At 37.4% G+C, this 16,431-nt stretch carries 10 protein-coding genes, 1 other RNA gene and 1 other annotated feature; all 11 genes read right to left on the bottom strand.

Translation table 11 applies throughout. From position 1 onward, the window contains the following. The coding region (locus B5D25_RS09775; protein ID WP_078787784.1) for a PrsW family intramembrane metalloprotease at positions 1-961 on the bottom strand (961 nt) is incomplete at its 3' end. Positions 962-1,020: 59 nt separating this feature from the next. After that, positions 1,021-2,148 (bottom strand): N-acetylmuramoyl-L-alanine amidase, encoded by a 1,128-nt coding sequence (locus tag B5D25_RS09770; RefSeq protein ID WP_078787783.1) that lies wholly within the window; start codon positions 2,146-2,148, stop codon positions 1,021-1,023. A gap of 81 nt (positions 2,149-2,229) precedes the next feature. Continuing rightward, entirely contained in the window at positions 2,230-4,137 is a 1,908-nt protein-coding gene (locus tag B5D25_RS09765) for a glycerophosphodiester phosphodiesterase family protein (RefSeq protein ID WP_078787782.1), read from the bottom strand. 49 nt (positions 4,138-4,186) lie between these two features. Next, on the bottom strand, positions 4,187-5,212 hold the full coding sequence (queA, locus tag B5D25_RS09760) for a tRNA preQ1(34) S-adenosylmethionine ribosyltransferase-isomerase QueA (RefSeq protein WP_078787781.1): 1,026 nt from the start codon (positions 5,210-5,212) through the stop codon (positions 4,187-4,189). Positions 5,213-5,254: 42 nt separating this feature from the next. Beyond that, positions 5,255-7,687 carry a phenylalanine--tRNA ligase subunit beta gene (gene pheT, locus B5D25_RS09755; RefSeq protein ID WP_078787780.1) on the bottom strand — a complete coding sequence of 811 codons (2,433 nt, stop codon included), beginning with the start codon at positions 7,685-7,687 and terminating at the stop codon, positions 5,255-5,257. 110 nt (positions 7,688-7,797) lie between these two features. Beyond that, positions 7,798-8,817 carry a phenylalanine--tRNA ligase subunit alpha gene (gene pheS / locus B5D25_RS09750; RefSeq protein WP_078787779.1) on the bottom strand — a complete coding sequence of 340 codons (1,020 nt, stop codon included), beginning with the start codon at positions 8,815-8,817 and terminating at the stop codon, positions 7,798-7,800. A gap of 297 nt (positions 8,818-9,114) precedes the next feature. Beyond that, positions 9,115-9,352, bottom strand: a binding site (T-box leader). Positions 9,353-9,439: 87 nt separating this feature from the next. Further along, positions 9,440-10,984, bottom strand: coding sequence for a hypothetical protein (locus B5D25_RS09745; RefSeq protein WP_078787778.1), 1,545 nt, complete (start codon positions 10,982-10,984; stop codon positions 9,440-9,442). 190 nt (positions 10,985-11,174) lie between these two features. Further along, positions 11,175-12,260 carry a YihY/virulence factor BrkB family protein gene (locus B5D25_RS09740; protein ID WP_159444143.1) on the bottom strand — a complete coding sequence of 362 codons (1,086 nt, stop codon included), beginning with the start codon at positions 12,258-12,260 and terminating at the stop codon, positions 11,175-11,177. Positions 12,261-12,274: 14 nt separating this feature from the next. Beyond that, entirely contained in the window at positions 12,275-15,160 is a 2,886-nt protein-coding gene (locus B5D25_RS09735; protein ID WP_078787776.1) for a SpoIID/LytB domain-containing protein, read from the bottom strand. A gap of 60 nt (positions 15,161-15,220) precedes the next feature. Then, a non-coding RNA gene (ssrS, locus tag B5D25_RS09730) (6S RNA) lies at positions 15,221-15,397 on the bottom strand. Positions 15,398-15,586: 189 nt separating this feature from the next. After that, positions 15,587-16,431: prealbumin-like fold domain-containing protein (locus B5D25_RS09725; RefSeq protein WP_143000667.1), on the bottom strand; the 845-nt coding region annotated here is incomplete at its 5' end.

The raw sequence follows: 16,431 nt of genomic DNA, 5'->3' as shown, positions 1-16,431 counted from the left end.
CTGCCTGCTGTGGCTGGTTGTGTCCATTCATCACTGCCTGCTGCGACTGATTGTAACCATTCATTCCTGCCTGCTGATTCTGGTTATATCCATTCATCACCGTCTGTTGATTTGTCTGACCGACATAAGCTCCTCGTCCAAGCTGGTTAAATAACTGATAATTATTTCCATCGCCGTTCATATTACCATTGATTGAATTCCAGTAAATCTCATAAAACGGTCTTTGGTAAGCCTGTTGTCCGCTAATTCGGTAGATTGGAGTATCCTTCTTTGATGAAATATGGATACGTACAATAACAGCTATATCTACAACAACAATAAATACAATAAATATTACCTGTAATGTTTCATCTCCTGTCATTACACAAAAGTCATAAAGTCCATGTACTACAACAGCAAGAAGATATCCTTTCCAAAGGTTTATTGTCTTCTTCTTTTTATCTCCGGCAACTTCATGATATTTGGCTAATCCATAATAATATCCCATGAAAACTGCCATACAGAAATGTCCCGGAATGGATGTTATAGCTCTCATCCAACCTACTTTGGAAGCTGCAACCCCTAAAAGATTAGAGGCTCTAAATACATACAATACATTTTCAACAAGGGCAAATCCCATAGATGCAAATGCAGAATATACTATACCATCAAATGTATAATTGAATTCTTTGTTCTTCCAGGTTGCAAGCTTTAAAGCAACAAATTTACCACCCTCTTCAACTACAGCTACGCAGAAAAAGGCTTCAAAGAATGCAAATACATAAATTCCTGAATCTGCCAGAAAATCTTCCATTGCATTCTTGATTCCAACTTCAAGAAATGCTGACGAGATAACAGTAAGCGCACCAAAGAAAAATGTTTTAAAAAGTAAACCCTTAGGTTCCTTTTCAACCTTATCCACCGAATATACATATATAAGCAATACAATTGGTGGAATAACCGCTAAAAGCAAAAGTCCCATATTTACACCTCATTTTTCATACCCAACATTTTATTACTTTAAATTATAAAAAGAACAGCTTAATTATCCGTATTCGCCGGATTATCTTTCTTATTCTTGCTATCCTGATTTTTGAAATATTCATCAATTGCATCTGCTATAGCCTTTGCCATCTTATCCTGATCATCCTTCGTTGATAGCATAACATCATCGGACTCATTTGATAAGAATCCTGTATTTATGACCGTTGCAGGCATAGTACAGTAATTAAGAGATGTAAGATCATCTGTTTCCACTATACCTCTTCTTCCAAGTCCCATATCTTCTGAAATATGATTCAGCAGCGTGTTACATAATTCTCTGCTCTTTGCGTAATCATCGCCATTATCCTTATTTCCTGAAGTGGTAATAAATCCCATAACTCCGCTTACTTCCGATGATGCGCTTCCCGCTTGAAGTTTTATGTAAACTTCCGCCTTGTCATTAACAGCATTAAGTGCTCTGTCTTTATTGCTGATTTCTGCTGTTGATGTGTCTCTTGAAAGAATAACTTCATAATTTCTATTTACAAGTTCTGTCTTAACTTTAACAGCAAGATCAAGCATCATTTCATACTCAAAATTTGCTGTTCTGACACCCTCATTTGCAGGCGACATTTTGGCTTTCTTCTTATCTGAAGAAGGCGCAATATTTTCCATCTCCTCCATTGCAGCAATCTGCTTTGCTGGATCGATATATACAACATGGGTAACCTTTTCTGCGTCCTTAGGTGTAGCCCATTTTATTTCCGTTTTATCTACAAGGTTGGAAGATACATAAAAGCTTGTACTGTTAAGCCTTACTCTGGTCCATCCGTCCTTTGTTCCTGTCCTGTGAAGATCAACGCCCTTTACAAGAATCATATAAATGTCAGCATCCTTGCTTGGATCTACACGAACATTTACATTATCATCAATAGTGATAACGTAATCGTCCATAACGGTATAACCTTCGCTGTCCAAATGAGTTCCCACAGTCTCATCTTTGATAACAGCACTGTCGACGGTCTTTTCCACAACTTCTTCGGTTGTGATACTATCCGCTTCTCTAGAATCATCTTCTGTTGTTAAACTTGCAGGTTTTTTATCTTTAGAACATCCCGCCAAAGAAAAAGCCATTCCCATTATCAGAAATGGGATTATAATATTTTTCCTAAAACTCTTCCTCACAAATACTCTCCAACACTAAAAGAAGCATCTACCTCTTCTTTTATTATTCACGTAAATAATAACATCATCTTAACATAACTGTTATTTAAATGCAAAACGCCTTACAATATATGAGAATAATCCGCCTCTGTATGTCTCATACATGGAATCCTTAACAAATCCCGGATTGTCTGTTATAACATTATCGACATTAAGAAGCATCATATTTTCAAGAGTCACTTTATTATTTACAGTCCAAACGTAAATCTCTTTACCTCTTTTATGAATGTTATTTACAATCATATTGTCTATGAATCTGTAATTTATACTATATGCATCCGCATATTTAAGATCATAGTAATTTCCGCCGGCAACCGACATAACATAAACAGTCTTTATGCGCTTATCAAGAAGTTTAACTTTCTTGATAGCCTTGTAACTTAAAGAAGTTACTACACAGCTGTCATAAAGATCATATTCTTCAATAAGCTCAACAACTCCTTCTTCCAGCCTTTTATTAGCAGGATCCGGTTTCAGCTCGATATTAAGGTCAGCTCTTCCTTTAACAAGTTCTATAGCTTCACGAAGAGTAGGAATTTTCTCATCAGGAAATGTATCCTTAAATTTTGTTGATGCAGGAATCTGTCTTATCTCCTCAAATGTAAGATCTTCGACATTAGCATTAACTCCTGTTGTTCTGATAAGATTTTTATCATGAATAACGATTATTTCTCCGTCTTTGGTTTCTCTGACATCCAGCTCGACAACATCCGCACCGTTTTCTATAGCAAGATCAAATGCTGCAAGTGTATTCTCAGGAGCATTTTTCGAATCTCCTCTGTGAGCTGTTACAACTGCAGTATTAAGGTGAGCCGCATCGAGACTGATGATATTAACACGGACCATTACATAGTAAGCTGCATCCACAACAAGAACGATAAGAAGAACCATTATTGCTACAGCTCTCTCATACATCTTTGCTCGACGTGGATCTTCATCAGCATCCGGCTTCTTTAATAAGAAACGACCCATTTCATCAGGCCTGTTGGTCTTTTTCTTCTTTCTGAGAGAAGTCTCCTCATCCTTAACTTCTGTAACATCAGAAAATTCGCCCGAATCTCTGTATTTTTTGATTATGTTGTAATACTGAACGCTTATATAACCGAAAAGAATAGGGAATATAAGGAAAATAAGCAACAGATAGAAAAATGAATTAACATTCGATGTTGCCATATATAAAAGATAATTGAGTGATTTTGCTTTACTGAGTGATTTCAATACCTTAAGAAACATATTTGAAACAAAACCACTTAATCCGAATATCATAAAGATAACGATAGTATTTGCAAGGAGTATGCCCACAACCTTACGGATTCCGCCTTTTTTGAACATACGAATACTTTCCTTGGCAGACTTTTTAAAATCATATCTTTTCAGGACATAAAAATTCAGCATATAAATAAATGCAAAAGAAGCTATACTAAGGACCGCATAACCGATCATCAGCGAATTAGTAAGAATCTTCTGCTTTTTAATATATGTAACTATATATCCCGGTATTTTAATATTCAAAAGTGAAAGTGATGTAAAAGCCAGACTGCTCATAGGAAACAGAAAGACCGAAACGATCAGAACAGGGAAATTTCTGAATTTAAGAACCCTGAATGCATGACCGAAACTTCTTGAGAACAACCAGGGAATGGTAACTCTCTTCTTCCTTTTTGATGCATCTATCGCAAGAATAACTCCCGATATATTAATAAGATTCATGAATGCATATATCAGGATTATCAAAATGAAAAACAGATATGTTGTCGGAGCCCTAAAGAATTTTCCGATATTGGCCCTATAAAGATATTTGACTCCGGAAACTTTTACAGCCACATTTACCAGCGCATAGAGCGCAGGAAAAAGAGCCGCGTAAGAAATCAGTTTCATAAGCAGCTCATAGCCCATAATTGATAAGGTATTACGTTTTATCAATTTATAAGTTTCCTTAAGTCCTTTCATATTCTATCCTAACATAGTTTTTCATTTCATTTTCATAGTTTTATTTATATTATATAAACATTGAAGCGTCACCGAAAGAGAAAAATCTATATTTTTCTTCAACGGCTATTTTATATGCTTCAAGAACCTTTTCTCTATCATAAAATGCAGAAACAAGCATGATAAGAGTAGACTCAGGTAAGTGGAAATTCGTTATGAGCGAATCCACACATTTGAATTTATATCCCGGATAGATAAATATATTGGTCCATCCGCTGCAAGGCTTAAGTGTTCCGTCATCATTTGCCGCAGACTCAAGTGTTCTTGTACTTGTTGTTCCTACCGAAATGATGCGCCCGCCATTTTTCTTTGTTTCATTGACAATCTCAGCACACTCATCGCTTATCATGTAAAACTCGCTATGCATATGATGTTCTTCGATTGTTTCAACCTTAACAGGTCTGAATGTACCAAGTCCGACATGAAGTGTAAGTCTTGCGATCTTAACGCCCTTATCTTCTATCTTCTTAAGAAGCTCTTCAGTAAAATGAAGTCCTGCTGTCGGAGCCGCAGCAGATCCGCTATTCTTAGCATAAACCGTCTGATAGCGGTCTTTATCAAGAAGCTTATGTGTGATGTACGGAGGTAATGGCATTTCACCAAGACTATCAAGAATTTCTTCCCATATTCCGTCGTATGTGAATTTGATAAGTCTGTTTCCGTCTTCAACAACTTCAAGAACTTCACCCTTAAGTATGCCGTCACCAAAAGTTACAACAGCACCCGGCTTCATCTTCTTTCCCGGCTTAACAAGGGTTTCCCAAACATTGTCGCCTTTATTCTTTAAAAGAAGTATCTCGATAACTGCTCCTGTATCTTCTTTCACGCCCATAAGTCGTGCAGGAATAACCTTGGTATCATTTATAACAAGGCAGTCTCCCGGATTAAGATAATCAATGACATCACTGAATATCTTATGTTCTATCTCTCCTGTATCTCTATGTACGACCATAAGCCTCGAATCGCTTCTTTTGAGAAGCGGATCCTGGGCTATAAGCTCCTCAGGGAGCTCATAGTTAAAATCCGAAACATTCATCTCTTATTTATCTCCAATTCATGGCAGTAAAAATAGTGATCATTAGGCTCTAAGTGTAATGTCATGCTTTCCAAGATCTTTAAGTATCTTTTCAACAGCTGCATTTACTTCTGCATCAGAAAGAGTTCTGTCGAGAGCTCTGAAATGAAGCGAGAATGCAACTGACTTCTTACCTTCAGGAACCTGATCACCTTCATATACATCGAAAAGTGAAACATGCTCTAGGATCTTTCCGCCATTTTTCTTAATTATCTTTTCAATCTTGCCTACAAATTCATTCTTGTCGCATACAAGTGCAAGGTCACGGCTGCTTCCAGGGAATTTTGCGATTCCTGTATACTTGATATCGAAATCAGCAAGCATAGTAAGAATATCCATGTAAAGGACAGCTACATATACATCGCCCTTCATATCATAATTCATTACTGCTTCAGGATGAACCTGTCCGATATATCCTATCTTAAGATCTCCCTTAACGATTTCAGCCTGACGTCCCGGATGAAGGAATGGGAATGATGTAACAGGCTCATAATCAACAGCATCAGCGAAACCAAGCTTATCTGTAAGCTCTTCAACTACGCCCTTAAGTGCAAAGAAATCTCCTTCTCCGTACATACCAAGTGTAAGAACCATTCTTTCTATCGGAAGTTCTGTAAGAGGAAGAGCCTTAGGAATATAAATATTTCCAAGTTCGTATAATCTTACATTTTTGTTTCTTCTGTTAAAGTTTGTAGCAAGCGAAGAAAGCATTCCGTTAAGAGACACTGTACGCATGATACTGAAATCTTCTCCTAATGGATTACTTATCTTTATCGCCTTTCTGAAATCTGAATCTTCAGGGATCAGAAGTTTATCAAATACCTTTGGACTTTCAAATGAATATGTCATACCGCCTGAGAAACCGTTAGCTTCAACAACGTCTCTTGCCATAGCTGTGATTTCCTGATCAAAAGTAAGACCACCGATACCACCATTTGTACTAGGAAGTGTTGTAGGAATATTGTCATATCCGTAAAGTCTTGCAACCTCTTCAGCAAGATCTGCCATACAATGAAGATCCTGTCTGTATGTAGGAATTGTAAGTGTTCTGTCAGCTTCATTATATTTTAAACCAAGCTTATCGAAACTATGAAGCATATCTGCCTCAGGAATCTGTGTTCCAAGAAGAGTATTCATCTTTTCAGGCTCAAATGGAAGTGTCCATGGCTCAACAGGATTTGGATAAACATCAACCATACCCTTAAGGACTTCACCACAACCCATTTCTTCAATAAGCTGACAAGCTCTGTTAATAGCTTCTTCTGCAAGATTTGGATCAAGTCCTTTTTCAAATGTACTTGAAGCATCTGTACGAAGTCCGACTCTCTTAGATGAAAGTCTGATATTTGTTCCGTCAAATGTAGCAGCTTCGAAGAGAAGTGTAGTCATGTTGTCAGTAACCATTGAGTTTTCACCACCCATGATACCTGCAATAGCAACTTCTTTCTCAGCATCACAGATCATAAGCACGTTGCTGTCAAGAGTTCTCTCCTGTCCGTCAAGAGTTGTGAACTTCTCACCATCAGCAGCACGTTTTACAATAATCTTATTTCCTGAAATAGTATCAAGGTCAAATGCATGCATAGGCTGACCAAACTCTTCCATGATATAGTTAGTTATGTCAACTATGTTATTGATTGGTCTGATTCCCTGTGAACGAAGTCTCTGCTGCATCCACTTAGGTGAAGGACCGATCTTAACATTCTTTACAACTCTTGCGATATATCTCTTACAAAGATCTGTATCTTTGATCTCAACAGAAATATGATCACTTGTCTTCTCATTGCTTTCTTCCTTAACTGTTACTACAGGTGGATTAAATGGAAGGTCAAATGTAGCAGCTGCTTCTCTTGCCATACCGAGGATTGAGAAACAATCTACTCTGTTTGAAGTGATTTCATATTCAACATTTGCATCATGAAGTCCAAGTGCTTCAACAGCATCATCACCCGGCTTAACTCCTGAATCTTCACTGAAAATATAAATACCGTCTTCCGGTGCTTCAGGATACATTTCCTTTGATGAACCAAGCTCTTCGATAGCGCACATCATACCAAATGATTCTACTCCACGAAGCTTACCCTTCTTAATCTTGATTCCGTCTTTTGGAAGTTCTCCGCCGTCATGTCCGCCGGCAACCTTTCCGCCATCAAGTACTGTTGGAACAAGAGCTCCTTCAAATACATTAGGTGCTCCTGTAACGATCTGGATTGGCTCAGCCTCTCCAACATCAACTTTACATACTACCAGTTTATCAGCATCAGGATGTTTTTCAACAGAAAGTACCTTTCCGACTACGATCTTTTCAAGATTTTTATCATATTCTGTATAATTCTCAACATGTGAACCTGAAAGTGTGATCTTATCTACAAATTCCTGAACAGGAACCTGAAGATCAGGAACATATGCTTTTATCCATGAAATTGGTGTATTCATTTTAAATCTCCTCTTTAAAATATCAAAATTATAATAAGACTTTTTTCTTCTTTATTCCCGAAGCCAGCCTACTGTCTGCTCCGGACTATCATTTATACATTTTTAACTACTTAAAACTGATTCAGGAATCTGACATCATTTTCATAAAGAAGTCTCATATCGTCTATTTCATATTTAAGAAGTGCAACTCTCTCAAGTCCGATACCGAAAGCAAATCCGGAATATACTTCTGGATCGATACCACACATCTCAAGCACGTGAGGATGTACCATTCCGCATCCGAGAATTTCAATCCATCCCGAACCCTTGCAGACATTACATCCCTTACCATGACACTTAAAACATGTAACATCTACTTCTGCTGAAGGCTCTGTAAATGGGAAATGATGTGGACGAAGTTTTGTCTTTGTATCAGGTCCGAAGAAACTCTTAGCAAACTGATCAAGTGTTCCTTTAAGATCGGCCATTGTGATTCCTTTTCCAACAACAAGACCTTCTACCTGATGGAATGAAGGTGAATGTGTTGCATCTACTTCATCTGAACGGAAAACTCTTCCCGGTGAAATGATCTTTATAGGAAGGTCACCCTTCTCCATGATTCTCGCCTGCACAGAAGATGTCTGTGTTCTTAGAAGAATATCCTTTGTTATATAGAATGTATCCTGTTCATCTTTTGCAGGATGATTTGCAGGAATATTAAGAAGTTCAAAGTTATATCTGTCGAATTCAACTTCAGGTCCTTCAACTACCTGATATCCCATTCCGATAAATACTTTCTCAAGATCTTCAAGGGCTATCTGATTAGGATGTCTATGTCCTCTGGCAAATCTTTTTCCAGGAAGAGTAACATCTATTGTCTCCCTTTTCATCTTTGCCTGAAGAAGTGTTCTGTTCATCTCTTTCTTCTTTTCTTCAAGCTTTGTTTCAAGAAGAGCTCTAACCTCATTAACCTTCTGACCTACCTTTGGTCTTTCTTCTGCTGAAAGATCTTTCATTCCTTTAAGAATCTCTGTTAACTTTCCTTTCTTACCAAGAAAAGTAACTTTTATCTCATCAAGTTTCTCAGGAGAATCCGATCCCTCAATAAGTTTTACTGCTTCATCTCTAATATTTCCAAGTTCTAAGCTCATCTTTTTTCCTCCTATTTAAGCCTTAAACTATATTAACTACTTTGAAGTTTTACAATTTCATGTCCCTGTGGGACATGCACATAATCATCAAACTCAAGTATTTTCATGCATTCATAAAACGCTTCGCGTTTTATCTCATGTCGCACGCTCGTCAAATACATGTCCCTGTGGGACATGCACATAATCATCAAACTCAAGTATTTTCATGCAAGCATGAAACTTGAGTTTGATGATTATGCACATGCTACGCATGTGCTTGACTCGCTCAGTGCGCAAAAAGTCCCGGAGAGTTTTACTCTCCGGGACGGAATATACATCTTCCGCGGTACCACCCGCATTCCGATCAATTAAGTTAAATGATCGACTCTCAAATACTTAACGCGTATAACGTCATTTTCTACACAACTATAAAGTCTTCAAAAATGAAACTCCGGTGTGAATATGAGAACTGTCTTAACATAACAGGACTTTCAGCCAACGATCCCGTCTCTCTACATGCAGTTGCAATTCCTTTGTGCACCATCATGGTTTTTGTCTTATGTCTGAAAACATATTGTAGCACATGTAATTTCAATGTCAAGTCAAAGAATCCTGCTACATATTCTTATCTATGGTCTATCTTTTATTCCGGAGAAACCATGAGAACATCTACATCATTTCTTCCATATTCATAGATAGTTTCGACAATTGCATCTTTAACATTCTGCGATGCTTCAATAACAATTATCTCAAGGAATTTATCAACATATCCGCGCCACTTCTCATAGATAATATCCATATCTTCTTCTGTCGGCTCTTTTGTTGCTTCATCCCTATCAAAATCTATACGTTCCTGAGTATTGATAATCTCACGGAAATTCATAGATTTGAATTTAACACCATATGCTATATACTGAATCTCTTCTGTCTTTACAAAAGCACAGTCATACATCTCTGTAATAAGAGGAATTGCTGCTTCTTCAACGCTGTTGAAGTAATGACAGTAGAAATACATATCTTCTTTCTTGGTAAGATTCTCAATATCCTGAGTATTATACCAATAGAACTTACCACCGCCGAATTCCGGTTCAAGATCACCGAACTTCTTGATAAATTCTTCGTCTCTCTTCTTGACCTTTTTCTTCTTTTTCTTAGGTGTTGGATTCTCCTCAAGGAAATCCTTAACCTCATTCATATCACTAATTCCTGCCGGAAGATTAGTTGTATTTACAAGATCGACCGAATTTACAGTAGCTATATTAACTGTATTGACCGGATTGATTGGGATAGTATTGCTTGTCTCAGGAAGTGGACGAATCTTTTCTTCCTCATATTCAGGCTGAGCACCGAAGGCACTGTCTCCAAATGCACTATCTTCGAATGCGCTGTCTTCATTTGCACTGTCATCATCAATATATTCTTCATCCTGAGAAGTAAGTTCAACAGTATCACCTGTAGGAACTTCAGATGAGACATCTGTCATATCTCTTGTATCTTCAAGCTTCTTAGCAGCTTTCTTTGCTTCATAAAGATCTTTCTTCTTTTTATCCTGAACAGCAACCTTAGCTGCAAGTTTATTTGCAACACTTTCAGGTGCAAATGCACTATCAGCAAATTCTGAATCGATACCGTCATCTGTTCTGCTGACCTCATCGATCACTTCATCCATAACTACTGTTGCTTCTTCATACTCAGGATCAAGCTTCTTAGCTGTAAACTGAACTTCTGAAATATCATCTGTAGGTTCATCGACTTCATCTTCTTCACCTACTTCATCTACAGCAGAAGGTATAATAACTTTGCTCTTAGAAGGCTTTTTTTCTGCTGCCTTCTTTGTTTCCTTCTTCTTATAATTCTGTTTATTTACTTTCTGCTCTTTAACAGGTTCTTCAACTTCTTCAATCTCTTCCGATTCATCGAAGCCCACTTCATTATCCTGTTCAGCATCATTACTTATATAATCGGAATCTTCCGTAAAGGAATCGTCATCATCCTCGTAGTTATCATCCTCATCATAATAACCATCACCGTCTGAATTATCTTTTTCCCACTTTTCTTCCTCATAGTCCTCTGCATCCGGTTTTGACTTCAAAACTTTTACGGTAACTATTACAAGGATTATCAGAAGGATTGCCAAAATGGATCCGAAAATCACGGTAATCCGGGTTATATCGCTCATGAGTAACATTTTAAAGTACCTTCCCTTTCGAAAATTGTTTCCGCCCAATTCAACGAAATGTATAACATCGTTAATTATACTACACTCAATTTTTATTTTCAATCGGCAATATTAACCGCCGAAAGTCATATATTTTCGTTAAATAAGCCTACAGTCTGAGCCATCTTTTATGACAGCCCAGACTGCTCATTAATCATTTTTAAACTTTATCTGCGTCTGCCTTTTCGTCTTCTGCGTCCTTCTTATCTTTTTCATCCGCTACAATCTTTTCGCTTCTTAGTTTCTTTTCATCAGCAGACTTTTTGCTTACTGTTTCTTCATCATCTGATTTGTCATCATCTGATTCCTTACCATTTGAATTATCAGCAGACTTTTTGTTCTTTTTATTCTTCTTATGTATATTGAATTTTCTTTCCGGCTGTATCTCTAAGAATTGAGGACTGCTTCCGTCATTTTTGATTATGGTCTTCAGATTATCCGTTCTCTCAAGGAAAACATTTATCTGCCCGCCAATAAAGATTGCAAGCACTCCGAAATATAACCAGAACATAAGAAGTATCGCCATCGTTAGACTTCCATATGTAAAAGTCTTTGCAACATATGAATCAACATACCAGTTGAAAAGCTTTGACATAAGCATCCACCAAACGGCTGCAAACATCGCCCCTGCCAACTGCTGCCTAAGCTTTATCTTTCGGGACGGCAGGACAACATACATCACAAGGAAAACAAGAAACATCGCCGCCAATATAAATGCACTCTTTATACTGAGAATAAATGTGGTAACCTTTATGGCCGCAGGGAATTTCTTATTTATCATCTTTACGACCTGTTCTCCGAAAACAGAAATAAATGAAGTTACTATTATCGCAAGTATTATAACAATCGTATAAAGCGAACTGATAAGCCGCTGAATTATATAATTTCTTTTCTCTCTGGCTTTATAAACTTCATTAAGGCCGCTTCTTATGGCGAGTATTCCTCTGGCCGCTGACCATATTCCTATGATAAGCGAAAGAATGGTTATGGAGCCGGCGCTATTATTGTATATCTCGCCAACCAGCTCCGCTATTATGCCATCATTTCCATCTGGCATTATCTTTCCTATAAGTTCAACAAAATCCTTCTCTGAAATAGGAAGAAATTTAATTATCGCAAGGACGATATTGAAAAGGGGAAATAAAGACAGCAGAATAAAGAATGCCGATTGAGCAGCGAACGCCCCCATATGGTCACTCTTCGTCTCTTCTGAAAATTTCAAAAGTGCCTTAATAAACCTTCTCAACTCTACCCTCATTCCTATTCCTGTGTTGATTCCGTACTCTTTTCATCCTTGGAATCCTTACTCTTAACGATTCCAAACATATTTACAGTCTTAATCTTTCCATAGTAATGCTCTAAGATTGAGTCATATGAATAACCCTTTTCGTCCAATATTTCCGCACCGCTCATGCTGAGTCCGACACCATTTCCGAATCCGCCGCCTTTAATTTCATATCCGGCATCTGTCTTCTCGACATAGTAAAATGGGCTTGGTAAAAGCTGATAACCTACAGCTTCACTACCATCATTTTTGATGATCTTATGTTCAATAGGATTAAATATATATCTGATATTGGTCTGACCTGTTACTTTTATTGTATTTTCTTTTCCGACAATGATGATTTCCAGAACAACACCGGCTTCACTTCTCTTTGTAATAGTGATGCTTTCGATCTTACCGAGTTTTGTCTCTGCATCTGCCGGAATATAAGTATCTTCGACAGGTTCTTTGTCATCAGTCTTTTTATCTTTGTCTTCTTCTTTTTTCTCTTTTACATATATAGAATCAACAGTATTATTGATCCTGTCCTTCAAAACAGATGACACTGCAGCATCCATTTCTTCCTGTGTATAACTTACCTTCCATCTGTAATAAGGTTCATCGACTTCAAGTAAATCCATACTTTTATCGGATTCATCAATAAATTTCTTAAATGCAGCCTCATCTGAAAGTTCTACTTTCTGACTATCTTCTGTTTCATAATTGGCCGGATAGTAAGGAAGCGCTTCTTCATTGTAAATATCTTTATTTGAACATGTTACACCTGCAGATGTAAGGAAATGATATGGCATAATAACCGTATCTCCGGACATCATGATCATTCCGTAAGTCTGATCAACTGCAGCTATACTATCTGCATTTTCAGGATAGTAATTATATAAAAGATTTAAATTACTATCATCTATATCTGCTCCATATGATGAATATGATCCACGCTCTATCATCTTAAGAGCATATCCTCTGGCAACTATAGCGAAGGCCTTGCAGGCATTTGCGCCATATGTTTCAGGGATTCCGCTTGAAACCACCGCATACAGATATTCCTCAAGAGGAAGTTTGTTGATGACATAAAGATAATCGCCCATCATGACAACATCTAATTTTCCTCTGTATGAAGGATTTATACTATTTCTCTCAATACTGTTAATTGTGATCTTACCCTTACCGGATGTTGTTGTAACACTGAGTGTATCATGAACCCCGTAAGAACCCGGCGTCAAAAGAGTTTCCTCACCGGCAGCCTTCACGTCCTTTTTACCATTCTGGTACGTGATTTCATATTCTTCATCACTGGAAACAATCACCGATCTCATATTGACGCTCTTATACTCGGTATCATTTATGAGGACCTTTATCTCCTGGGACTCAAGCTTTGCATTAGTGATAACAACCGCTTTAACCATCTTGTCATTCACATAAAGCTTTAAATCTTTGTATCCCACAAGGAATTGTGATGATTCAACTTCATGTGGTTCCTTGCTTGAAAGATCGTATACCTTAAAGTTCGGATCATAGTCATAAATACCATTTTTGCTAAGTTTGATCTTGTCACCTATCTCTATTACTTTATCAGTAATCTCTTCACCGGAAGGTTTTATATCAGATACACCTTTATTTGAAAATGTAATATCTACAACCTGTTCCTTGATATCTATATTGTTTATAAGATTCATGGAAATAATATCTGAATTGTGGAGAAATGTAATCTTTTTATCGTCTTTACTTATAAGTAAAGCTTCTGACAATGTATAACTGCTGTCCGAAAGTCCTATATAGCGGAAGAGCACATCATTTCTTGAATATGCTTTAATGATCTTGCCGATATTGTCTTTCGGAAAGGCCATATTGTCAGCTTCGTAATATTTAAAATCATCGCTGTAAACGGCTATAACAGATGCCATTTCTGCTTTCGGATCTCCGGATGAAGCCACATTCGGAATATCATTTCCCGTATCAACAGCTTTTACATAATAATCTGAAGTCTTAATTCCTTCAATCTTTCCGGAACCGATCATTGCATCATAAAATTTATTAAATGTATCCTGAGTAATGCTGTCTTTCTCATGGTAGCCTTTCAGGATATCCTTATAAACACTCTTGTCAACCGCAAATATATCTGCAACCGACTCAAGATATGACCTCGTAATATTGTTGCTTTTCTTAAGCGGATTAATAAGTCTGTTGAGTTTTTCACGCTTCTCGTCATCCTCAGCAAGATAACTTATATCTTTCTGAACATCAGCATATGTATAAAACTTGTCATCAGGAGAAACTCTTCTTCGTTTATCCGGACGATTTTTCAAAAATACAAATAAAGCAACCGCAGCCACTAAGAGTACAGCAATACAAGCAACTAACTTCTTCTTACTGAACTTAGAGCCTTCATTTGCAGTCTTATCAGATTCGGCAGTTTTACCGGTTTCGTCTGTATTATCCCCCTCACCGGCTTTATCTTCTGTTTTTTCTTCTGATACCTCTTCTAACTTTTCCCCTGTTGATGCGTCCGTAACTGTATTATTCACTGCATCGGTAACTGAATCTGTTATTGCATTTTCTGATGCTTCTGTCGCTACATTTTCCTGTGCAACTGTCACTGCATCTGCAACTTCTAAGGCCTTCTCATTATCGTCTGAATTTCCGCTTTCTGAGAGTTTATCCGTATCAGCAGTATTATTCCCCTGCAATTTTTCTTCCTGCTTTACGGTTTCAGCAGTCTCTTTACTCTCTGCTTTGTCATTCTCTGATTTTATAAATTCTTCAACATCGGTAATATTACTGTCCCCAGTTTTCTTATCCCCATCCTCATTTGAAATAGAATTTATAATTTCATCATTTTCTTCTGAAATACTTTTATTCTCCATGATCTCTCCACTACACTAAAGAAAGCAGCTTTCGCTGCTTTCCTAAAAAGCGAATCATTTTGTATATCCAAGATGCCGGCTCCCCTTTTGAGTCCTAGCACATGCTAGGTGGGTACTCTCATGTAGCACGCTGAAGTCCACTCTATGGAGGCTGGTCATTATGGTACAAATAGTTGAATTCCCGTAAAAGAAAATGTAGGTTCAAAATACGGGAGTTATCGCACATCCCAGATATACGATTCGTTGTAAAATCTTATTGTGATTTAATTATATATCATATCCTCATTATATGCAATACATTTTTACATAAAAACCCACGAAAAACCACGCAAATCAAGGGATTTTTACCAAAAAGAAAGGAGAGATGCATATGTAAAACATCTCTCCTCTGATGGTTAATATTTCGAAGAATAATCTCTAAAAATATTATTTATTAAGTTTTCTCTTACGTCCTGCTACAAATACGATTCCTGCTAAAGAAGCTATCATTGTAATGATAAATGGCATTGTATTTGTTGGATCGTTAGTCTTAACAACCGATTCCGTAGCTGTATTCTCTGTTGTAGTTGCATCATCTACTGCTGTTGATGCGTCATCTGTTGTAACAGCATCTGTTGGTGTTACAAGTATTGCTTCAAACTCCTCAGTTGATCCGGCAACTACTGTTACGAAGTCTTCCCTTCCGGTTGTTACATTATATCCATCCGGAACTGTCTTAACTGTTACCTTATAACCACCTGCAGGTATATCCTTCAGTAAGATCTGACCATCCTCATTTGTTTCAAGAGTCTTAACGACCTTTCCATCCTGAGATTTAACTTCAACAACTGCTCCCGGAACTCTCTTTCCTGTCTTCTCTTCTATAACTGTGATCAAAAGGTTTCCGAGACTCTCTTCATTCTTGTAATCATTCTTGTATGATACTTCTGAAGTATTATTTTCTGTAACTTCAACTGAAGCCTTTGTTCCGTTCTGTTCATTTCCACCATTTACTGTATATGTTACATTCACAGTTGTTCCATCTATCTTGTAGAGTGTTTCTTCTACTGTAAATGTTCCCTTTCCTTCTTCAGAAAGTTTAATTTCTATAGGTGTCTTAAGTTCGAACTTCTTGTTTGCTTCATCTATTACCTTGAAGTCTTTTCCAAGCACATAAGTTCCGACTGTTTTTCCATCAGCATCCTTTACTACAAATGTAAGTCCCTTATAATCTTCTTCTGTTACAGGTCCTTCAATTGTCTTTGTAATGTTGATGTAGCCCTTCTTTGTAA

The organism is Eubacterium ruminantium (assembly GCF_900167085.1).
GTDB classification, from domain to species: domain Bacteria; phylum Bacillota; class Clostridia; order Lachnospirales; family Lachnospiraceae; genus Eubacterium_Q; species Eubacterium_Q ruminantium.
The sequence above is the reverse complement of the archived record's forward strand: the minus strand, read 5'-3'. Positions and strand labels throughout refer to the sequence as shown.